Below are 20,360 nucleotides of genomic sequence, written 5' to 3'. Positions count from 1 at the left end.
GTGCTACTCGAAGTGCGAAACAAGCATTGCTGTTCGTAGGCGCTATCTTGGGCGCGTCATCGGTCGTGGAGACAACTGTGCCGCTGTGAACTTGTGCCGCCAGTATCATTTTATTGTTTGGGTATATTGTGTGAGTATGTCTGTCGCAGAAGATATGGGTGAGATCGTTCGGGAGAACACGGGAGAGCGACTGCGGTTCTTCATCGAAATGGACCCGGAAACGCGAGAGCAGACCGTGCTGTATAAGCGGGACGACTTGGAGTGGACCGAGGAGCGGGCGCGGGCATTTGACGACGAATTATTCGAGTTGACCGCGAAGAAATCCTACGAAGCGCATATGGACGCGGGCGATGTAACTCACATCATCAAGGTCGCGGACGAGATGGTGGTGTTCACGGGATTCATAGCGGACGAAGTCGTGGTAGCGACATTCGAGCGTGGGATATTAGTTGACCTCGGGTCGATGATTGACGACTTCCGCGAGTACATGATCGAGAACGACGTTGAGTTCACGTCACTCCAACGACCGACGTAGAGTATCATGGAAGAGTCATGGAGCGGGCGGCGTTTATTGCTCGGTGAGATCTCTCAAACAGACACGCCACCAAGAAGTAGGGTGAACGCTACCTCTCATCTGCACGTAGTGAGTACCGTATTATCTGTATAGACCGATCCGAACCGCCGATCTTCCTCGAACCCTCTGTGCAAGATACGCGCCCTGTATTCAGCACGCGGTTCTTGTCAGAGCCGACGGATTTCGGCACAGCGACTTAAAAAGCAACCACCACCTAGTGCGCCATCAGGTCCTGAATGGCGCTCTCCAGCACCGCTTGGAACGACGCCGAGAAGAACCCGAGCGTCATCCCGAGCACGGCGCCGATGACGACGGCGGCGAGCATCCCCTTCGTGATCGCCGCCCGGTCGACGTCCTCGCCCTCGAACGGGTGGAAGTAGATCCGGTTGATGAACGGCAGGATGTAGCCGGCCGACAGCAGGCTGGAGACGAGCACGAGCCCGGCGACGATCGGGAGGCCGGCCTCGAACGCGCCGAGCGCGATGTACCACTTGCCGACGAAACCGACCGTCGGCGGGAGGCCGATCATCGAGATGCCGAGCACGGCGAACGCGCCGGCCATCACCGGCGCGCGCTTCGCGAGGCCGGCGTACTCGTCAACGGTGCGGATGCCGCCAAAGCGGAGCGCGAACATGCCCGCGAGGATGAACAGCGAGGCCTTCACGATGCCGTGCCCGAAGATCTGCAGGATCGAGCCGAACAGCGCCGTCTCGTTGGCGACGGCGATGCCGACGAGGATCAGCCCGAACTGCGACACCGTCGAGTAGGCCAACACGAGCTTGATGTGGTCCTGAAGCAGTGCGAAGAGGCTCCCCGCGAACAGGCTGGCGAGCGCGCCGGCGAGCAGCACCTGCGAAATGAACGGGTTCGCCTCGAGGAAGCCGGGCGTGAACGTGGTGAACACGATGCGGGCGAACGCGTAGACGGCGACCGCGGGCATCAGCGAGGAGATCACCGCGCTGATGCCGTCGGGCGCGGACGCGTGGGCGTCAGCCAGCCAGGTGTGAACCGGGAACAGCGCGATCTTCACGGCCAGCCCCACGCCCATCAGGACGAACGCCGTGATGATGACGGGGTCGGTGTAGCCGGCCTCCGCGATCTGGATCGACAGGTCCTGCATGTTCAGCGTCCCCGTCGCGGCGAACGTGAGCGCGACGCCGAGCAGGTAGAAGGAGGCGCCGACGGTGCCCACGAGCAGGTACTTGAAGGCGGCGTACGTCGACCACCGGTACTTCGAGGAGGAGACTAACGCGTACGAGGAGATCGCCATGATCTCCAGGAAGACGTAGAGGTTGAAGATGTCGCCAGTGGAGATGACGCCGAGCATCCCGCCGACGAGCAGCAGGAACCCCGCGTAGAAGAAGTTCCCGCGGGGGCCCCCGACGCGCGTGTACACGAGGACGCCGAGGCTGATGAGCAGCGTCAGCAGGATGACGACCATCGAGAACTCGTCGACGTAGAACTCGATCCCGAACGAGCGGCCGTCGATGCCGGCGACGACGTACGCGATCGTGCCGTGTTCGTAGACGAGCCGCGCGACGGCGAGCGCCATCGCGAACGTCGCCCCCGTGATCGCGACCGCCATCGACCAGCCGACCTGCTTCCAGCGCAGGCTGGCGGCAACCGGTAGCACGGCCGACAGCAGCGGCACGAGGACGACGGCGACCACGAGCCACTCGAGGTGCTCCACGATCAGACCACCTCCCCCGTCCCGCCGATGCCGGCGGGCGCGGTGTGCTCGTCGCGACCCTGCGTCCGAACCTCGTCCGTGTGAATGTGAGTAGTACCCGTCATTGTTAGAGGAAGAGCGCGAACCCGAGCATGAGCGCGAGCACGCCGGCAGTCACGTAGATCGTGTGGCCGATGCCGAGTTTCGCCCCGGTCTTGCCGGGGATCGCCGAGAGCCGGCGTTCGTACCGGTCGTGTAGCGACGCGGGCAACACCCGCTTGATCGCCGTCGACGGCGTCGCCGCCGCCGCCACCAGCGACCAGCCGCCCGAGACGACCCGGCGGTCGACGGCGTTGTAGAGGCCGCCGATGCCGCCCGACAGCGCGCGAGTGCCGTAGAAGGCGACCGGGTCGTGGAGCCGGTTCACGTCGATGCCGCCGTGAAGCCGGCCGAAGATCGGCTTGCCGAGCACGAACACGGCGACGCCGCCGCCGGCGAGCCACGCCGTCTTGGTGAACTTCTCGACCGTGAACGGGTCGAGACTCCACTCGCCGGCGAACGGCAGGATCGCGAACAGCGGCTGGTAGAAGACGCCGAGCGCCACACAGCCGGCGGCGACCGCGCCGCCGGTGAGCGCGTGGCCGAGGTCGGCGTCCGGCATCTCGAAGGACTCCCCCTCGAGGAACGCGAAGTAGCCGAACTTGATGAACGACGCGAAGGTGCCGACGCTGCCGGCGTACAGCATCCACTCCAGCGTCTCCATCTCCGCGGCGATCACCGCCTCGGTGAGCAGCCCCTTGCTCACGAAGCCGTTGAAGCCGGGGACGCCCGAAATCGAGAGCGCGCCGACGAGGAACAGCGTGAGCGCGATGGGCGCGGAGGTGCCGGCCGCGCCGAACTTGTCGAGGCTCTGTTTGCCGACCTTGATGATGATGATGCCGGCCGCCATGAACAGCAGCCCCTTGTAGAGGATGTGGTTGAACAGGTGCGCGAAGCCGCCGGCGACGCCGAGGTAGCTTCCCACGCCGATGCCGGCCAGCATGAAGCCGACCTGCCCCTGAATGTGGTACGAGAGCAGGCGGCGCATGTCCTTCTGGGCGAGCGCGTACGCCGCCCCGTAGATCGCCATCGCGCCGCCCATGTACGCGAAGTAGACGTTCCCCTCGGGGAACGCGCGGTAGGCGGCGTAGACGGCGGTCTTGGTGGTGTAACACGCCAAGAAGACGGAGGTCGCCACGTGCGGCGCCGGGTAGGTGTCCGGAAGCCAGCTGTGGAACCCGATGATCGCGGCGTTCAGCCCGATGCCGACGCCGACCAGCAACGCTGCGAGCGAGAACGTGAGCCCGCCGACGCCCACGTCGAAGCCGTGGACGTTCGTCTCCGCGAAGTGGAGCGCCGTCGGGCTCGGGCCGACCGACACGAGGTACAGCACGAGCCCGCCGAGCAGCAGGCTCCCGCCGATGGCGTGAACCAGCGCGTAGCGGTAGCCCGTCCGGATCGCGGCGCCGCCGGAGTACCAGACGAACACCGTGCTGGCGATCGCCATCGCCTCCCAGCCGACGATCAGGCCGAGCCAGTCGCCGACCATCACCGTCCACAGCGAGGCGGTGACGTAGCCGAGCCCCCACAGCAGGTGCCGGTTGGTCGCATCGGCGAAGTAGGCGTACGCGACCGCCGAGGCACCGAAGGCGCCGAAGATGATCGCCATCAGGCGGGTGAACTGGTCAACCTGTACGACGATCACCTCGAACCCGATGAACGTGAGCGTCGGGCCGGTGCCCTCCGGCACGAGCAGCGCCCAGCCGACGACCGCCAACAGCAGGGCGGTCGCCGTCGCGTGGGCCGCCCGGCGCGGTAAGAGGAGCGTCCCGATCAGCGCGAGCGCGGCGAAGACGGCCGGCGGCACGGCGAGCAGCTCGTTCATGGCGCCGTCACCTCCTCGGCACCGGAGCCGGCGACGATGTCACCGATCAGCTCGAAGAACACCATGTGGTCGGGAACGATGCCGAACAGCAGCATGAGCGTCGCAGTCGTCATGAGGGGAACGAGCATCAACAGCGTGGTCTCCGAGAAGCGCCCCGTCGGGCGGTCCCAGCCGTCCGCCGGCGGGAGCTCGACGTGGTGTCCGTGGCCGTGGTCGTCACCCTCTTCGTGGTCATCGTGGTCGTCTCCATGGTCATCGTGGTCGTCTCCATGGTCATCGTGGTCGTCGTGGTCCGCTTCGTCGTCATCATCGTGTGCGTCACCCGACTTCCCGCCGTCCGTCCGGAACTCGTCGCCGACGGGTTTCGCGTCGGGACCACCGAACGGGTTTGCGAGCACGGGCTTGCCGCCGTGGTCGCCGGCGGTCTCGAAGAAGGCCGTGTAGATGATCGGCCAGAAGTACGCCACGTTGAGCGCACCGGAAGTGACGAGCACGGCGACGACCAGCAGGTTGCCGCCGGCGACGCCGCCCCACAGCAGGTGCCACTTGCTGACGAAGCCGGCGAGGAGCGGGATCCCCGCCATGCTGAGGCTGCCGAGCGCGAAGGCGGTCATCGTCACCGGCATCCGCCGGGCGATCCCGGCCATTTCGCTGATGTACTTCACCTCCAGTTGGACGTACAGCGCGCCCGCACAGAGGAACAGCGTGAGCTTCGCGAACGCGTGGGCGGGGATGTGCAGCAGTCCGCCCATCAGCGCCTCGGGCGCCAACAGCGCCATCCCGAGCACGATGTACGACAGCTGAGCGATGGTGGAGTACGCCAGCCGCGCCTTCAGGTTGTCCTGCCGGAGCGCGAACAGGCTGGAGACGATTATCGTCGTCCCCGCCAGAATGGCGAGCGGAACGCCCATCCCGATGGCGGCGACCGTTTCGGGGCCGAACACGTCGATCACGGTGCGGGCGACGCCGAACGCGCCGGCCTTCACGACCGCGACCGCGTGGAGCAGCCCGGAGACGGGCGTGGGTGCCACCATCGCGCTGGGGAGCCAGGCGTGAACCGGCATCACGCCGGCCTTCACCGCGAAGCCGCCGGCCATCAGCGCGAACGCGACCCGTGCGGCCCACGGGTCCTCGCTCGCCACCGTGGCGAGTCCCTCAATGCCGCCGCGGGTGAACTCGATGCTGCCCGTGAGGACGAACACCGCCACCATCCCGCCGAAGACGGCGAGCCCGCCCGAGAGAGCGTACGCGAGGTACTTGTAGCCGGAGGTGCGTGCCTTCTCGGACTCGTCGTGGGCGACGAGCGGGTACGTCGCCAGCGTGAGGATCTCGTAGAAGACGAGCAGCATGAACACGTTCGCCGCGAACGCGACGCCGAGCGCGGCGCCGACGCTGGCGAGCAGCATCGCGAAAAAGCGCGTCTGATACGGCTCGTCGTGGCCGCGCATGTAGCCGATGCTGTACAGCCCCGTGACGACGTAGAGGCCGCTGGCCACCAGCGCGAACACCATGCCGAGCGCGTCGGCCCGGAGCATCAGCTCGATGCCGACGACGAACTCGCCGAAGCTCGTCTCGTACACCTGGCCGTCGAGCACGCCGGGCACCATGCTGGCGACGACGGCGAACATCGCGGCCGCCGACAGCAGCGTCCACGCCTCGCGAACGTTCGGGCGGTTCTTCGAGAGGAAGATGAGCGCTATCCCGACGATGGGGACGAGCAGCACGAGCGCCGGACGGATCGACGGAACGGTCGTGCTCGCGAGCACGGCGTCAGTCATCCGTCCCACCCCCGGTCTCGTCGGCCGCGATGGCGGCCTCTATCTCGCGGGCGTCGAGCGTCCCGAACTCCTTGTACAGCCGTATCGTCAGCGCCAGCGCCAGCGCGGTGAGCGCGACGCCGACGACAATGGCCGTGAGCACGAGGACGTGCAACAGCGGGTTGGCGAACGGCTCCTCGAAGCCGGCGGCGAGGATGGGCGGCGAGGCGCCGTCCACGTAGCCGACGGTGACGAGCATGAGGTACACCGCGATCTGCGAGAGGTTGAGCCCGATGATCTTCCGGATCAGGTTCGGGTTCTCGATCATCATGTACAGTCCAACCAGAAAGAGCGTGAACGACGCGAAGTAGTAGTGGTAGGCTTCGATCATGCGGATTTCCCTCCCTTCACGCCATCAGCGAGCCAGATGAACAGGCCGATGATCACGCCCGCCACGAGCGCGGCGATGGCGACCTCGACCAGCTTCACCATGTTCTCGACCGACAGCGGGAAGACGAACAGCTCCAGTACGCCGCCGCCGAGCGCGACGGCGCCGAACGCCACGGTGCCGAAGATGGCGGCGCCCAGCACGAACAGCCCGGCGAGCGCGCGCTCGTCGAGCCACTCCTGGGTGGGCGTGAACCCGAACGCCATGGCGACGAGCACGACCACCGAGGCCATCACGACGCCGCCCTGGAACGCCCCACCGGGCAGGCTCGTTCCGAACAGGGTGAGGTACACCCCGAACGCGATCACGAACGGGGTGACCGTCCGCGAGGCGGTTCGAACGACGGGGCTCTCGGAGACGGTCGACTCCGTGCGACGCTTCTGCGGTTTGCCGACCTCCTCGACGATGTCGTCGTCCGAGTCGCCGTTATCCGTGGTGGGATCAGTGTCGTCGGTCATAGCAGGTCCTCCCGTCCGAGGACGATCAGGATGCTCACCGCCGCGGCGAACGCGACGATGAGCTCACCCAGCGTGTCCAGTCCACGATACACCACGAGCACGGCAACCACGGCGTTGGGGAAGCCGGCCTCGCCGAGCGTCTCCTCCAGATAGTAGGCGTACGGCGTCCGTTCGCCGGTGGGGAACGTCTCGGAAACCGCCGGCGCGTCGGCCGCGCCGACCGGGTCGAGCGCGAGGAACGCGTAGCCCAGCGGGATCGCGAGCGCGCCGACCAGCGTCAGTGCCGGTAGGTTCACCGGCCTGAACAGCCGGTCGGATTCGAGCTCGTCGTCCGCGTCGGCAAACCCGGTGGTCTTCACCACCGTGATGACGAACAGCACGGAGATGACGCCGGCGCCGACGGCGGCCTCGATGAGCGCCACGTCGGGGGCCGCGAGCAGCACCCAAATGACGGCGGTTCCGAGCGTCAACACGCCGAACATCACGATGGCGCCGACGAGGTCACGGGTGACCGCCAGCACCAGCGCGCTGATGACGACGAACCCGACCAACGAGAGTTCGAGGGGGCTCATTGTGCCTCCTCCCGGGCGTCCTCGCCCGTGTCGCCGTCAGTCGTCCAGACCTCGATGCCCTGACTGTACGCGGCCCGCGAGATGGCGTGGGCGGCCGTCGGATTCGTGTAGTAGACGAACAGGACGAGCACGGCGGCGCGGAACGCCTCCGCGAGGGTGCCGAAGTACACCGCGGACGCGAGGATGGCGAAGCCGGCACCGAGCGTGTCCGCCTTCGTCGCGGCGTGCGACCGCGAGTAGACGTCCGGCAGCCGGATCACGCCGACCGCCGCCACCAGCGTGAAGAACACGCCGATGGCCGCAAACAGGATCACGAGCGGCGTCGTCAACGAGCTCAGGACCAACGCCAGCTCACCCCCTCATCGTCGTAGGTGGCACGTCCGACGACCAGACTCAACACGAAGTTGAGCAGGGCGTAGACGATGGCGATGTCGAGGTACTCGGGCCGGTCGAGGCCGGCGGCGAGCAGCGCGAGCACCATCACGATGGTGGTGCCGATCACGTTGACCGCGACGACGCGGTCCTGCGTGGTCGGCCCCACGAGCACGCGGTAGAGCACGACGGCGGCCAGCAGGACGGTTATCGCCGCGGCTGCCAGCAGCGCGGTGTTGACGAGGTCGGTCATGCTGTCACCTCGTCGGACTCGGTCGTTCCGGTCGAGTCCTCCGAGTTCGTCTCGTCCACGCCCCCATCCGTCGCCATCGCCTCATCCGGGCCGGCGATCAGGTGGTAGTTGCCTCGCTCACGCGGACTGGGCGCCTCGCTGGCCTCCTTGCCGTAAAAGAGGTAGCGGACGGCGCCCTCGTGGAGCCCGTCGAGGAAGTCGTCGCGGGCGTCGCCGTTGAGCGAGTGGACGAGCACGTGGTGGCCGTCGGCGTCGACCGTCAGCGTCCCCGGCGTCAGGGTGATCGCGTTGGCGACGGCGGTCACCGACATGCCGCTGCCGACGGCGATCTCCGCCTCGTCGAGATACGGGTCGATCGGCAGCGAGGGATGCAACACGATGTACGCGAAGATGACGTTCGCCTTCGTGATCTCCCACAGGAGGAACGGGACGAAGACGAACCCTCGCGCGACGATCCCGAGCGACGCGCCGATCGGCGGCGTCGATTCGAAGGAGACGTTGCGAAGGAGGATCGCCGCGATCAGGCCAGTCACGACACCCGTTGCGAGCGCGAACGGGTACGTCGGGCCGCCGAGCGCGATGTAGAACAGAAAGGCGATGGCGCCGACGATGCCGCCCCGAACGAACTCCTCGCGGGTCGGGAGTCGGCTCCCGGATTCGACCGGCGCGAGCTCGTAGGTGAGCGGGGAGCTCTCGAACACGCGCTCGAAGGAGTACAGCGTCGGCGCGGTGGCGTCGAGCGAGAACGACGGGTCCACCACGACGCGATCGAGATCGTGTTCCGTCGCGTAGTCGACCAACAGCTCGACGTGCTCGCGCGGACCGGCGATGTAGGTGTCCGAGCCAAGCGCCGCGGTCTCGACGACGTGATCGCCGCCGGCGTCCGCGGCCGCCTCGCGGGCGTACTCGGCCGCCTCCTCCAGCGACTCCACCACGTCATCCGGCGGTTCGCCGCCGACGTGGTGACCGGGGACCGTTCGGACGAGGTGGAGATCGACGCCGTCGTCGAGCGCCTCGTGAACGGCGTGAGTCACCGTCGCACGGAGCGTGCGCGACGGCGATACGGGCACGAGCAGCCCGGTCACGTCGACCACCTCCCGCTGGCTGCGCCGGCTGCGACGACCCTGGCGCCCGCGCCGACCGCGCCGTCAGTGCCGTCAGTGCCGTCCCGTCGCCACCCGGAACGGTCGGCAGTCTCACAACGACGTTGAATGTCAGTCATAGGTGTCTCTCGTTGTCCGTGACATGGATCACCCGCAGGAAAACTATTTCGTATTCCGCCACTCCGGCAATTTAGCGGCGATATTTTCGCAGATCTCAAACACACTCGGACGTTCATCCGCCTTTCAAAATCAAACCCGGACAAACGTCCACTGAGCGGTCCAGCACGTGAGGGTCCCAACTCGATGCCCGCCGGTCACGGGTGGAGACACCGGCAATCTCGGGTGGGTTCGAACGACGGCGCGCCCGTCACATCCCGGCATCAAGCGTCGCGGCGAGGCGGTCCGCGATCCGGCCGGCGACCGCATCTTTGGTGCCGGTGGCCTCCTCGACCTCCTCGTCATCGTCACCGACCAGCAGGACGCGCGTCTCCTCGGCGCCCATCACGCTCGCGTCATTAGCGACGACGAACGCGAGGCCGACGCGGTCACGGATGCGCTCCGCCTCCGCGACCATCTTCGCGTCGTCGCCGGAGGTCTCGGCTTTGAACCCGACGATGGGGAGGTCAGGGTGAGCCTCGCGTACGGAGTCGATCAGCTTCGGCGTCGGGCGCAGATCCAGCGAGAGCGGGGAGCCCGACCGGATCTTCTCGCCCACGGCGTCCGCGGTGAAGTCGGCGATCGCCGCCGCGGAGACGAACGCGTCGGCCGTCGTCGCCGCCTCCCGCGAAGCCGCCATCATCTCGTCGGCGGACTCGACCGCGATCACGTCCGCGTACTCGACATCGGGCCCGTCGTGGACCAGCGTCACGTCCGCGCCGCGGACGTGGAGCGCGCGGGCGACTGCCCGGCCGGTCTTCCCCGATGCCCGGTTCGTCAGGATCCGGATCGGGTCGATCCGCTCTTTGGTCGCGCCGGCGGTGACGACCACGTGTTTCCCAGCGAGGTTGTGCGGCGTCGTCGCCCGCGCCACCGCCGTGACGATCGCCTCCTCCGCCGCGATCTTCGCTTTCCCCTCTTCGATGCGCGGCTCCGCGAACGTGACGCCCCACGCTTCGAGCGTGTCGAGCGCCGAGAGCACGCCCGGATGGTCGTACATCGGCTCGTGCATCGCCGGCGCCAGCACCACGGGCACGTCCGCGCCGAGCGCGGTCGTCGCGCAGGTCGTGACGGGCGTGTCGTCGACCGCCGCCGCCACCTTCCCCGCGGTATTGGCGGTCGCGGGCGCCAACAACAACACGTCCGCCCAGCCCTCGTATCCGCAGATTTCGACGTGTTCCACGTCGCCGGTGATCTCCGTCACCACCGGCTCGTCGGTGGCGAAGTCGACCGCCCACGGGTGGATGATGTTCGTCGCCGCCGGCGACATGACCGCCCGGACGCTCGCCCCCTGCCGGCGGAGTTCGTGGGCGAGCTCGACGGCCTTCACCGCCGCAATGCTGCCCGACACCCCGAGCGCGACGTTGACCCCCTGAAGCATTGCGTGAGCCTTCCCACGGCGGGGGTAAATAAGGTGGCGTCCCGGCGCGAGCTGGCGGGGGAGTGGGCGACGACCGACCCACCATCCCACGTGGCGCGCCCGGCGAGCGCCCACCGGGCGCGAGCGGAGCGCGAGGGAGGCAGCGGTCGCCGGCGGCGCGGTTTCCCGCCGGCGCCCGTCTGCCGAGGCTGGGGAGGTGTGAGGTGCGGTTGCGGTGCTGGGCGGGTGGGACTCAAAGGGGCAGCCGGCTCCGGGAAGACGGACGACGCAAGCACTCAAAAGGCCGAGCGGTGCGGAGAGGCCTTTTGAGCGCGCAGCGAGTGTCCCGCGAGTATGCGAGCGGGACGACGGAAGTCGCAGCCCGCGAGCGCCTGATAAGGCGCGAGCCGGACCGTCTTCCGGAACCCTCGACCGGAGCCGACTGGGGCTTTGGAGGTGTTCGCCGGCCCACTCCCTGCACCTACCGGTTAAAAGGAGCCTGCTGGGGCTTTGGCGGTCGTGTTCTCCGTAGTCGCCATCGCACTCACCGCATCAACCGCTTATAAGGGGCCGGCTGGGGCTTTGGAGGTGTTCGCCGTCGAGCTCTCCCCCAAAACCCGCTTATAAGGAGTCAGCTGTGGCTTTGGAGGCGTTCGCCGTCGAACTCTCCGCAAAACCCGCTTATAAGGAGTCGGCTGGGTCTTTGGAGGCGCTCGCCGTCCCAGTCACCACAACATCTCCTTATAAGCAGCCAAAGAGCCGTCTCACTCGAACGCGAGAGTCGTCCGATATCGGGCAATAAGCGTGTCACCGAACCGGCCCTGCTCGGCAAGTTCGACTTCGTACTCGACCGTGAACGGCTCCACCTCGGCGCCCGCCGTCGAGAAGTCGGCCAGCAGCTCGTAGCTCACCGTCCCCTGACCGTGCTCGCGACCTTCGATGACCGTCCACCCGTCCTCCCGAAAAGTCTCTATCTCGTCGGAGCGGCGGGCCCGAAGCGGTCGAACGAACAGGGAGTCGCTGTCGCCGTCCGCGGGTGCCGGCCTGAACTGGAAACGGGTGCGCGCTATCGTGGTGTTGGCCGGCTGCGCGATCGTCGTTCGCAGACGGCGTGTCGACGCCGCGCTCGGCCGGTCGGCAAACGAGACGTGCGCAACCGGGTCGCCATCGTACTCGTGAGTGAGCTGGACCAGCTCGGAACCACGATCCACGCTCGGCGACACCAAGTCGAGTTCGTCGCCGAGCATCGAGCACCCGCTCAGGGAGACGCTCGCCAGAGCCGCCGTCGTCGCGAGGTAGCGTCTGCGCTTCACATATTCCCGGACAGAGAGGCGTATAATAAACGTGCGGGTGAGATCGAGAACAGGTGTGAGACGACCGGAGCGACGAGAAGGTTCTGCCATTGACCCGTCCGGCGCTCGCCGTCGACCTCACCTAGGCGCCCATTTAAAACGCCGTCATCAACCGTCTTCTATGACCAGGGTCGTTCGGAGAACTCCCCGCTTGCGATCTCGCGTTCGATCTCGTCAAGGGTCTCGCCGGCGACGCTCACGAGATGCGCCACGGGGTGACCGGGCGCCGCAACCGGGTTCTGGAGCACGCCGACGAGCAGCCCGGTAAAGGGCGCGCACACGACGGACTCCTCACGCGAGAAGTGGTCGGTGACGCGGCAGACGGCGTCGTCCTCGTACACCAGCGGGGAGTCGTACGCCATCTCGACGAGCCCTCCCTCGTCCGCGCGGAGCCACGTCTTCTCCTTCGCGGAGTCGACGATCCGGAGCCAGCCCGGCCAGTCGACCGGCTCGGCGGGGAGCACGCCGAGCTCCGCGAGCACGGACTCGGTGCCCTCGACGGCGCGGTCGATGAGGGGACGCTGGAAGCGGTGGGCCTTCCCCATCTCGACGGTGATCGTGGGCGTGCCGCCGGTCGTCGCCACCGAGCGCAGGCTTCCCGCATCCGCCTCGCCCGCGAGGATCAGGTTGGAGCCGAACGCCCGCGCAATCCGGTTCGCCTCGGGATTCGCCATATCCGCGCGGACGTGGTACATCGTCGTCCGGTTGCGCGTCGAGGTGTGGAGGTCGAGCCCGTAGTCGCAAGCGGTCACGAACCGCTCGTGAATGACGTGGGCCATCCGCTCGGCGGTGTTCGACCGGGGTTTCCCTGGGAACGAGCGGTTGAGGTCCTGGTCGTAGATCGGAACGTCGCGCTGCTGGGCGATGAAGCCCGGCACGTTGGCGACGTGGACCACGACGAGCGCGCCGTGGAGGTCGTCGGGGTCGTAGCGCGCGGCGGCCTCCTGGGCCACCTTCACGCCGTTGAGCTCGTCGCCGTGGAGGCCGGCGGTGATCAGGACCGCGGGCCCGTCGTGCGCGCCGTTCACCACGGTGACGGGGACCTCCACCGAGTCGCCGAGGTACGTCTCGGACACCGCCTGTCTGAAGTGCCGCTTCTCGCCCGGCGGCACCTCCCGCTCGAACCGGAATGCCCCCGCGCGGTCGGTGGTGGTCACGTGCTCGTCGTCCGCGGCCGTCCCGTCGTCCGCGGCCGTCCCGTCGTCCGCGGCCGTCCCGTCGTCCGCAGCCGTCCCGTCGTCGGTCATATGGTGGAGTCGAGGAGGGCCGTAATAACGGTTGCCGACGGCGTGACGACACGGATACCGGACGAACGGTCGGCTTCACCGTGATCCGCAACGGTCTCCCAATCGGGGCGAACCGTCAAATCCCATGCCGCCCAACGGTGGCGTATGACCCAGCGCTCGACGGAGTGTCCGGCTCCGGACTGCGACTACACCGATGTTCCCTCCCTAGTTGCCGCCCACGTGAACGGGACGACAGGGCACGAACACGACTGGCTCCGTCTTCCCTACGAGGGCCCGGGGGACTTCCTCGCGGAGGTGCGCGGCGACGCAGGCGACACCGCCGATGCGGAGACCTCCGCTGACTCGGAGGACTCCGCCAACTCGGAGGACTCCGTCGACCAGGAGTACGCGTTCGACCCGGAGCCCGTCTTCGACGCCGCGGCGGTCGCCCGCGAGCACGCCGCGGACGTCGACGATCCGGCAGCCCTGGACACCGAGGCGCTCGTCGACTGCTACGTCGCCTTCTCCGTGCTCTCGGGCGAGGCGAGCAGCGTCCGGTCGGAGCTGAAATCCGTCATCGTCGACCGCGTGCGCGAGGAGGGTGAGCTCGCCGGTGAGCTCGGCTCGGTCTCCCGGTCGACCGCCACGCGTCGGTCGCTAAAGGACGAGGAGACCGTCCGGAGCGCGCTGTTCGGCGCCGGGATCGACCCCCGAGAGGCGGAGACGTTCGATCCCGACCGCGTCGCCGACCTCGTCGCGGACGCCGACATCGACGAGGAGGCCGTCTTCGAGCTGGAGCCGTCCGAGCGCCTGCGCCGCAAAGACGTGAATGAGGCGGCGTTCGGTGGCGGGGAGGATGGCTCCACCTGACGCCCCGACCCTCGACGACCCCGTCGAGCTCGGCGGGCTCCGCCTCCCCAACCGGCTCTACCGCGCGCCCCTCTTAGAGCACGCCGGCAACGGCCCGGACGCGGTCGACCGGCTGGTCGCCGACCTCGAACCCGCCGCGGACGCGGGCGCCGGCTTCATCCACCAGGGCGCGACCATCGTCCGCGGCGAGGGCGGCTGTGCGGCACCCGGAATGACGCGAGTCCACGACCCCGAGTTCGTCGCCGAGCTCGCCCGGCTCACCGACGCGATTCACGCTCACGGCAGCCACATCGCGGTCCAGCTCGAACATGGTGGGCTTCGCTCGATGGAGGTGTGGCACGCCGGCTATCGCCGATCGAACCCCGACCTCGACCAGCTGGCCGTCTCCCGACCACCCAAACTCCTCCGCGCGCTCGACCGGCTCGGGTTCCTCGACCTCTCGCCACACGTCCTCTCCACTGCGGAGGTTGAGGAGCTGGCCGCCGACTTCGGGCGCGCGGCGGCCCGCTGTGTCGACGCCGGCTACGACGCGGTCCACATCGCCGGCGCCAACATGGGGATCGTCCAGCAGTTCCTGTCGCCGTACTACAACCGTCGCGACGACCGGTTCGGGATCGACCCCGAGGTAGGCGCCGGCGTCGCCTTCCTCGAACTCGTCGCTGAGGAAGTCCGAAACCGAGCGGGAGACGTGCCGCTGCTCACGAAGGTGCCCTCTGAAACCCCATCCCTCCCCGGCATCCGCCCGCATCTCGACGACGACGCCGCGGTCCGCGCCTGCGAGCGCCTCGCCGGACCGGACGGCGAGTACGACGCCGTCGTCCCCGTCCGGACGAGCGTCTTCTGGGACCAGTCAGTCGTCCGCGGGGAGTTTCCCGCCCGCGCGTGGCGCGACGAACGTCTCCGTGAGGGCTACCGCGAGGCGTTCGGCTCGCTCCCCCGCGCGCTCGGCGTCGCCGCCGGCAACTGGGTGGAGTCGCACCTCTACGACTTCGAGCCCGGGTGGAACAGGGACCTCTGTCGACGGGTCCGCGAGCGCGTCGACGCCGCCGTGCTGTGTGAGGGCGGGCTCCGCGAGCGCGGGCAACTCGACGACACGCTCGCGACGGACGCCGACCTCGTGGGGATGGCCCGGCCCTTCTACGCCGAGCCCCGACTCCCCGCCCGGCTGCTCGGCGAGCGCCGCGATCCTGGCGTGCGGGTGGTGTGTGAGAACTGCAACAACTGCGCGGTCGCGCAGGCCGCCGGCGAAGCCGGGGTCTGCCGTACGCCCGAGGTGCTGGCGCGCGCCGGCCGACTCCGGAAGCAGGGCGCGTACGCGACCGCGGGCGACGGCGGCGAAGCGAGCGCTGAGCCCGCCGACTCCGGCGACCCCACCAACCCCGACCACCACGACCCCGACTCGCCCCACGAGGAGTGACCGCCGAAGAGCCCGCCGCGACCGATGGAGTGATTCGAGGGGGCCACATACCCCGACGCGTGACTCTCCGCGACCGCCTCACCTCCGACCTGGGCGTCTACGCGCTGTCGGGGCTGTTCTCGCTCGTCGTCTTCGTCGTCGCGCTCGCGGTTCTCGCACGAACGCTCCCCGGCGGGCTCGGTCGCCGTCAGCTCGTCGGGTTCGTCGCCGGGTACCTGCTGTTCGTCGGCGTCTACGCCGTCGCCTGGTTCATCTACACCGGCATCGACGCACGCGAGGAGGTATGAGGGCGGAGTGCTCGAAAAACGAAACTACTCGAACTCCGGCTCCCGCTTGTCGAGGAACGCCTGCATCCCCTCCCGCTGGTCGTGCGTCCCGAACAGGCCGGACCACGCCCGCTTCTCGTAGGCGAGCCCGACGGTCTGAGAGCCGTCATGGACCGCGTTCATCGCCTCCTTGGCCGCCTGCAGGGCGAATTTCGGCTGGCTCGCGAGGTCGGCGGCGAGCTCCGCGACGTGGTCGTCGAGCTGGTCGTGAGCGACCAGCTCGCCGACGAGCCCCAGCTCGTGAGCGTCGGTGGCGTCGACGCGAGCGCCAAAGAAGACGAGCCGGCGGGCGGTCTCGTCGTCGACGAGGCGAGTCAATCGCTGGGTCCCGCCCCAGCCGGGGATGATCCCGAGGTCGATCTCCGTCTGCCCGAGCACGGCGTTCTCGGAGGCGACCCGGAGGTCGGCGGCGAGCGCGAGCTCCATGCCGCCCCCGAACGCGTACCCGTTGATCGCGGCGATAACCGGCGCCGGGAACGTCTCGATCCGGTCGGCAACCCGGTGACCGAGCTCGGCGTACGCCTGCGCCTCCGGCGTCGTCATCTCCACCATCTTCGAGATGTCCGCGCCCGCCACGAACGCGTCCTCGCCCGCGCCCGTCACCACGAGCACGCGGGCGTCGGCCGCCGCCGCCTCGTCGAGCGCCTCCTCGATCGCGTGGAGCGTCTCCACGTTCAGGGCGTTGAGCTGGTCGGGCCGGTCGACGGTGAGCGTCGCCACGTCGTCGTCGATGTCGAGCGTGATCGTCTCCCACGTCATGGTCGCGGCGTCGCCCGGAGACGACAAAACCGTTCCCCAACGCGGCGGGTGGGACAGGCCAGGGAGAGGAGGACAGCCAAGGGGGGGGGGGGAGACGGCGGCGGGAGGTAGTTCGCCGGCGGGCGCATGGCTGCGCCCCTCACCGTTTCGAGGGCTCCCTGCTCGCGGCTGCGCCGCTCGCTTTCCGAGGGCTCACTTCGTTCGCCCTCCCTCCGGTCGCCCTCGCAATCCGCAACGCCCATACTCCCTGCACCTGAGCATGCAACTATATGGGCCTGAGCGACGAGGAGCTGGAACACCTGTCGGACGTCGTCCGCCTGCAGCCGACGAAGAACTCGGAGCTGCAGGAGGCGTGGGAGATGGAAAGCGGCAGCGAGGTCCACCAGTACCTCGAAAACCACCTGAAGGAGTACTACTACCGCGACGACGACAGCCTCATCCGCTCCACCGCGGAGGCGAACGAGCTCGTCGACGTCGAGCCCGGCATCGAGGCCGACGAGGTCGCGAAAGGCGGCGTCCCGGACACGATCCGCGTCCCGGAGCTCGAATCGCAGGTGTTCAGGGTGGTGGCGGACCACGACGAGCGCTCGGAGTCCGTCGTCAGCGTCCTCACCAAGCTCCGCGAGGAGTTCGACGTCGACCCGGAGGCCGGCGACGTGCGCCGCGCGCTCCAGAGCCTGCGTCGAAAGAACGTCGTCGAAGTCGTCTACCGCACGGTTCCCACGTTCAAGCTCGCGGTCCCGCGTGACGACGTGACCGTCGAAGTGAACGAGTGAGCGGCCGGCCACGCCGGCGCCCGCCGACTCCCGCACCGACGACACCCTTTTGAGGTGAGACGTGGACCGGAACACGATGAGCGACTCTCCCTCCACCATCGAGCGCGCCAAACGCGAGGCCAGCGGCATCGCCGCCGTCGCCGTCACTGGCACGTGGCTCGCGCTGATGCTCGCCGGCGTCGACTGGTGGCTCCCGTTCATGCTGTTCGGCTACGTCGTGATCGTCCCGGTCGTCGCCATGCTGTTCGACGAGGAAGACCCCGCCGAGGACTCCTTTGAGCGTGAGATCGAGAACGCCGTCCGAGAGACGCTCGGCATGACGCGCAAGCACTCGGATGAGGAAGCGTCGGGCAACGACACAGCCGGGGTCAACACCGACACCACGGACGCCCTGCAGCGGCTGCGAAGCCGCTACGCCGCCGGCGAACTCACCGACGAGCAGTTCGAGAACAAGCTCGACCGCCTGCTGGAGACGGAGACGCCGGAGGATGCGGCGGACTGGCGGCGGCGCGAGCACGACCGAGAAACCGAGCGAGAGCGAGAGCGGGAGCGCTAGCTCACGTGATCGACGCCCGAACCGCACGGATCCGCTCGGGCTCGTCGATCCCCGAGCGAACGACGAGCGCGAACACCTCTTCCCCGTCGGGGACCGGAGCATCCCCGCTGAGGATGGCGCTGGAGCCCGTCTCCTCCGCGATGAACCGCCGTCCGTCGGCGATCGCCTCGCGATTGAGCCACTCGGGCGGGCCGCCCACGACGAGTAGGGTTCGGTCAGCGCGTCCGTCGGGGACTTCGACGGTGCCCTTTCCACGAGCCGCCTTGCGGATGACGGTCTCGACCGCGCTGACGGCCGCGCTCGTGTCCACGCTCGCCGGCTCCGAGGAGCCGAACAGCCCAAGTCCGAACTTCGACTCCGTTTCCGGGGGCTCGACCGCCTGCGTGGCGTAGCCGATCGCGGCGAGCTCGCCGTCCGATCCGACCGCCCGCGCCACGTCGCTGGCGTCGAGCACCTGCTGGGGAGTGGAGGCGCCCTCGCCCACCTCGCCCGCGCCGAAGAGGGCGGCGACGCGGGTCACAAGCGCCTCGTTGAGCCGGTCGCGGGCGTTCTCCACGCGCTCGTCGCCACGGAGCCACGCCTCGTTGTCGAACGGGAAGATCGCCGCCACGTGGTCGGCAAGCGCGTCAAGCGTCCGCGCGGCGTTCTTCGTCGCCAGCGGGCGCTCCGGCGGGCGCTCCTCGGCCGAGCCCGGAACCGCGTCTCGGGATTCGGACTCCCTCGCCGCGGGAAGCACGCCGACGGCGTAGACGGGGACATCGTAGGTGCGGTCGAGTTCGGCCGCGAGCGAGGGGGCCACGCCCGCGCCGGCCGCCCCGCCCAGGCCGACGACGAGCAGGAACGCCTGGGCACGGGACGGGTTCTCGTCGTCCATCGCGCGGCTCAGCTCCCCGGCGTGTGCCTCGCCCAGCTGCCGTCCCGCATGGAGGTCGCCGCCGAGCCCGTCGCCGCCGGCGGCGTCCCCGAACCGGTAGCGGCGCTCCTCGCCGACGTGGTCGAGGCTTGCGAGGGCCTCCGCGTCCGTGTCGAAGGCGTTGAGCCCCGTCAGAAAGCGGTCGTCGTGGTCGGCGGCCAGCCGGTCGACGATCCGGCCGCCGGCGCCGCCGAGGCCGATGACGTGGAGTCGCATGGGTGGATCCGCCACGCCCGGGGGATTGAGTGTTTCGCCCGACGGGCGCCACATCGCCGTCGGATGACAGCTTCGGAGTCCCGCCGCCCGGACACCGTATCACCGGCAGTCGCTCGCGACAGCGCAACCCTCATACTTCGGGCTGGCGAACCACCGGTTATGACCGAGGACGTCGTCGAACACCGCCGGCTCATCATCGCCGGCACGGGCGCCGCCGGGCTCACGGCCGGTATCTACGCCGCCCGCTCCAGCAACGACCCGCTGATCATCGAGGGCGACGAGCCGGGCGGCCAGCTCACCCTCACCACCGACGTGGAGAACTTCCCGGGCTTCCCCGAGGGCATCTCCGGCCCGGAGCTGATAAACGACATGAAAGCGCAGGCGCAGAAGTTCGGCGCCGACACCCGCAACGGGATCGTCGAGGACGTTGAAAAACAGGACGGCGGCCACTTCCGCGTCGAGCTGCAGGACGGCGACGTGTACACCGCGGACGCCGTCATCGCCGCCTCCGGCGCCTCCGCGCGTACCCTCGGCGTCCCGGGCGAGGAGGAGCTGATGGGGTACGGGCTCTCCACGTGTGCGACCTGTGACGGCGCGTTCTTCCGCGGCGAGGACATGCTCGTCGTCGGCGGCGGCGACGCCGCCATGGAGGAGGCCAACTTCCTCACCAAGTTCGCCGACACCGTCTACATCGCGCACCGCCGCGACGAGTTCCGCGCGGAGGACGTGTGGATCGACCGGATCATGGAGAAGGTCGAGGACGGCGAGGTCGAGATCCTCTGGAACACCGAGCTCACCGAGCTCCACGGCACGCCCGAAACGGGCGTCGACCACGTGACGCTCGTCGAGCACCCTGACGGCCACCCGACCGAGAAGCTCACGGACCCCGAGACGGCAAAGCAGGTCGAGGAGTACCCCTTCGAGGTGGGCGCCGTCTTCTTCGCCATCGGCCACACCCCGAACACGGAGTACCTGGCGGGGACGGGCGTCGAGCTCGACGAGGACGGCTACCTCGGCACGCGGGACGGCCACGGCGCGAACCAGACGGCCACCGCCGTCGAGGGGATCTTCGGCGCCGGCGACGTGGTCGACTACCACTACCAGCAGGCGGTGACCGCCGCCGGCATGGGGTGTAAAGCCGCCATCGACGCCGACGAGTACCTCTCCGAGCTGGAGCGCGCCGGCGCGCTCCACGAGCCTGCGGACGCGCACGTCGTCGAGAGCGACGACTGAGCGGCGGCTCGCCCCTTAAAATCTCCCCACCGTTCGGCCCGCTTTTCGTCCCGCGTCACCCTCCGAGCGG

21 protein-coding genes are annotated in these 20,360 nt (G+C 68.5%); 7 read left to right on the top strand and 14 right to left on the bottom strand.

Annotation, left to right across the window (positions count from 1 at the left end):
• Nucleotides 1-136 precede the first annotated feature (136 nt).
• Nucleotides 137-535 (top strand): DUF7522 family protein, encoded by a 399-nt coding sequence (locus tag ACYQ07_RS04180; protein ID WP_459877790.1) that lies wholly within the window; start codon nt 137-139, stop codon nt 533-535.
• A gap of 253 nt (nt 536-788) precedes the next feature.
• On the opposite strand, the gene ACYQ07_RS04175 is transcribed toward ACYQ07_RS04180, so the two are convergent.
• From ACYQ07_RS04175 to ACYQ07_RS04120, 12 genes are all read right to left on the bottom strand, one after another.
• The gene (locus ACYQ07_RS04175) at nt 789-2,264 is read right to left on the bottom strand and encodes a monovalent cation/H+ antiporter subunit D family protein (RefSeq protein ID WP_459877787.1); all 1,476 of its coding nucleotides are present in this window, start codon (nt 2,262-2,264) and stop codon (nt 789-791) included.
• A 106-nt stretch (nt 2,265-2,370) separates the two neighbouring features.
• Nucleotides 2,371-4,167, bottom strand: coding sequence for a Na(+)/H(+) antiporter subunit D (locus ACYQ07_RS04170; protein ID WP_459877784.1), 1,797 nt, complete (start codon nt 4,165-4,167; stop codon nt 2,371-2,373).
• Entirely contained in the window at nt 4,164-5,945 is a 1,782-nt protein-coding gene (locus ACYQ07_RS04165; protein ID WP_459877781.1) for a proton-conducting transporter transmembrane domain-containing protein, read from the bottom strand. Before ACYQ07_RS04165 ends, ACYQ07_RS04170 begins: the two co-directional genes overlap by 4 nt.
• Complete coding sequence (locus ACYQ07_RS04160; protein ID WP_459877779.1) at nt 5,938-6,315, bottom strand: sodium:proton antiporter; 378 nt, start codon at nt 6,313-6,315, stop codon at nt 5,938-5,940. The genes ACYQ07_RS04165 and ACYQ07_RS04160 overlap by 8 nt, the downstream gene beginning before the upstream one ends.
• Entirely contained in the window at nt 6,312-6,830 is a 519-nt protein-coding gene (locus ACYQ07_RS04155) for an MnhB domain-containing protein (RefSeq protein WP_459877776.1), read from the bottom strand. Before ACYQ07_RS04155 ends, ACYQ07_RS04160 begins: the two co-directional genes overlap by 4 nt.
• Nucleotides 6,827-7,402, bottom strand: a complete 576-nt coding sequence (locus ACYQ07_RS04150; protein WP_459877773.1) for a DUF4040 domain-containing protein — start codon at nt 7,400-7,402, stop codon at nt 6,827-6,829. The genes ACYQ07_RS04155 and ACYQ07_RS04150 overlap by 4 nt, the downstream gene beginning before the upstream one ends.
• Nucleotides 7,399-7,746 carry a monovalent cation/H(+) antiporter subunit G gene (mnhG, locus tag ACYQ07_RS04145; protein ID WP_459877770.1) on the bottom strand — a complete coding sequence of 116 codons (348 nt, stop codon included), beginning with the start codon at nt 7,744-7,746 and terminating at the stop codon, nt 7,399-7,401. The genes ACYQ07_RS04150 and mnhG overlap by 4 nt, the downstream gene beginning before the upstream one ends.
• Complete coding sequence (locus tag ACYQ07_RS04140) at nt 7,737-8,027, bottom strand: cation:proton antiporter (protein ID WP_459877768.1); 291 nt, start codon at nt 8,025-8,027, stop codon at nt 7,737-7,739. The genes mnhG and ACYQ07_RS04140 overlap by 10 nt, the downstream gene beginning before the upstream one ends.
• Nucleotides 8,024-9,112, bottom strand: a complete 1,089-nt coding sequence (locus tag ACYQ07_RS04135; RefSeq protein WP_459877765.1) for a monovalent cation/H+ antiporter subunit E — start codon at nt 9,110-9,112, stop codon at nt 8,024-8,026. The genes ACYQ07_RS04140 and ACYQ07_RS04135 overlap by 4 nt, the downstream gene beginning before the upstream one ends.
• Nucleotides 9,113-9,497: 385 nt before the next feature.
• Nucleotides 9,498-10,667, bottom strand: coding sequence for a bifunctional phosphopantothenoylcysteine decarboxylase/phosphopantothenate--cysteine ligase CoaBC (gene coaBC / locus ACYQ07_RS04130; protein ID WP_459877762.1), 1,170 nt, complete (start codon nt 10,665-10,667; stop codon nt 9,498-9,500).
• 743 nt (nt 10,668-11,410) lie between these two features.
• Nucleotides 11,411-11,959 (bottom strand): DUF8121 family protein, encoded by a 549-nt coding sequence (locus ACYQ07_RS04125; RefSeq protein WP_459877759.1) that lies wholly within the window; start codon nt 11,957-11,959, stop codon nt 11,411-11,413.
• A gap of 158 nt (nt 11,960-12,117) precedes the next feature.
• A complete protein-coding gene (locus ACYQ07_RS04120) occupies nt 12,118-13,245 on the bottom strand; it encodes a succinylglutamate desuccinylase/aspartoacylase family protein (protein WP_459877757.1) in 1,128 nt (375 codons plus the stop codon).
• 144 nt (nt 13,246-13,389) lie between these two features.
• Between ACYQ07_RS04120 and ACYQ07_RS04115 the strand changes: the two genes are divergently transcribed.
• From ACYQ07_RS04115 to ACYQ07_RS04105, 3 genes are read left to right on the top strand one after another with little or no spacing between them, the layout of a single operon-like run.
• A complete protein-coding gene (locus ACYQ07_RS04115; protein WP_459877754.1) occupies nt 13,390-14,094 on the top strand; it encodes a DUF7983 family protein in 705 nt (234 codons plus the stop codon).
• Nucleotides 14,081-15,511, top strand: a complete 1,431-nt coding sequence (locus tag ACYQ07_RS04110; protein ID WP_459877751.1) for an oxidoreductase — start codon at nt 14,081-14,083, stop codon at nt 15,509-15,511. Before ACYQ07_RS04115 ends, ACYQ07_RS04110 begins: the two co-directional genes overlap by 14 nt.
• 59 nt (nt 15,512-15,570) lie before the next feature.
• Nucleotides 15,571-15,798 carry a hypothetical protein gene (locus ACYQ07_RS04105; RefSeq protein ID WP_459877748.1) on the top strand — a complete coding sequence of 76 codons (228 nt, stop codon included), beginning with the start codon at nt 15,571-15,573 and terminating at the stop codon, nt 15,796-15,798.
• A 24-nt stretch (nt 15,799-15,822) separates the two neighbouring features.
• Here the strand turns inward: ACYQ07_RS04105 and ACYQ07_RS04100 are convergent, their stop codons facing one another.
• The gene (locus ACYQ07_RS04100) at nt 15,823-16,596 is read right to left on the bottom strand and encodes an enoyl-CoA hydratase/isomerase family protein (RefSeq protein WP_459877745.1); all 774 of its coding nucleotides are present in this window, start codon (nt 16,594-16,596) and stop codon (nt 15,823-15,825) included.
• A 269-nt stretch (nt 16,597-16,865) separates the two neighbouring features.
• Between ACYQ07_RS04100 and ACYQ07_RS04095 the strand changes: the two genes are divergently transcribed.
• Together ACYQ07_RS04095 and ACYQ07_RS04090 are read left to right on the top strand one after the other, a co-directional pair.
• A complete protein-coding gene (locus ACYQ07_RS04095) occupies nt 16,866-17,372 on the top strand; it encodes a DUF5797 family protein (RefSeq protein ID WP_459877742.1) in 507 nt (168 codons plus the stop codon).
• Nucleotides 17,373-17,448: 76 nt separating this feature from the next.
• Nucleotides 17,449-17,928, top strand: coding sequence for an SHOCT domain-containing protein (locus ACYQ07_RS04090; protein WP_459877739.1), 480 nt, complete (start codon nt 17,449-17,451; stop codon nt 17,926-17,928).
• Nucleotide 17,929: 1 nt separating this feature from the next.
• Here the strand turns inward: ACYQ07_RS04090 and ACYQ07_RS04085 are convergent, their stop codons facing one another.
• Nucleotides 17,930-19,057, bottom strand: a complete 1,128-nt coding sequence (locus ACYQ07_RS04085) for an FtsZ/tubulin family protein (protein WP_459877736.1) — start codon at nt 19,055-19,057, stop codon at nt 17,930-17,932.
• A 159-nt stretch (nt 19,058-19,216) separates the two neighbouring features.
• On the opposite strand from ACYQ07_RS04085, the gene ACYQ07_RS04080 reads away from it, so the two are divergent.
• Nucleotides 19,217-20,290 carry an NAD(P)/FAD-dependent oxidoreductase gene (locus ACYQ07_RS04080; protein ID WP_459877733.1) on the top strand — a complete coding sequence of 358 codons (1,074 nt, stop codon included), beginning with the start codon at nt 19,217-19,219 and terminating at the stop codon, nt 20,288-20,290.
• The last annotated feature ends 70 nt before the right edge of the window (nt 20,291-20,360 follow it).

It is taken from the genome of Halorubrum gandharaense (genome assembly GCF_054654575.1).
The sequence above is the reverse complement of the archived record's forward strand: the minus strand, read 5'-3'. Positions and strand labels throughout refer to the sequence as shown.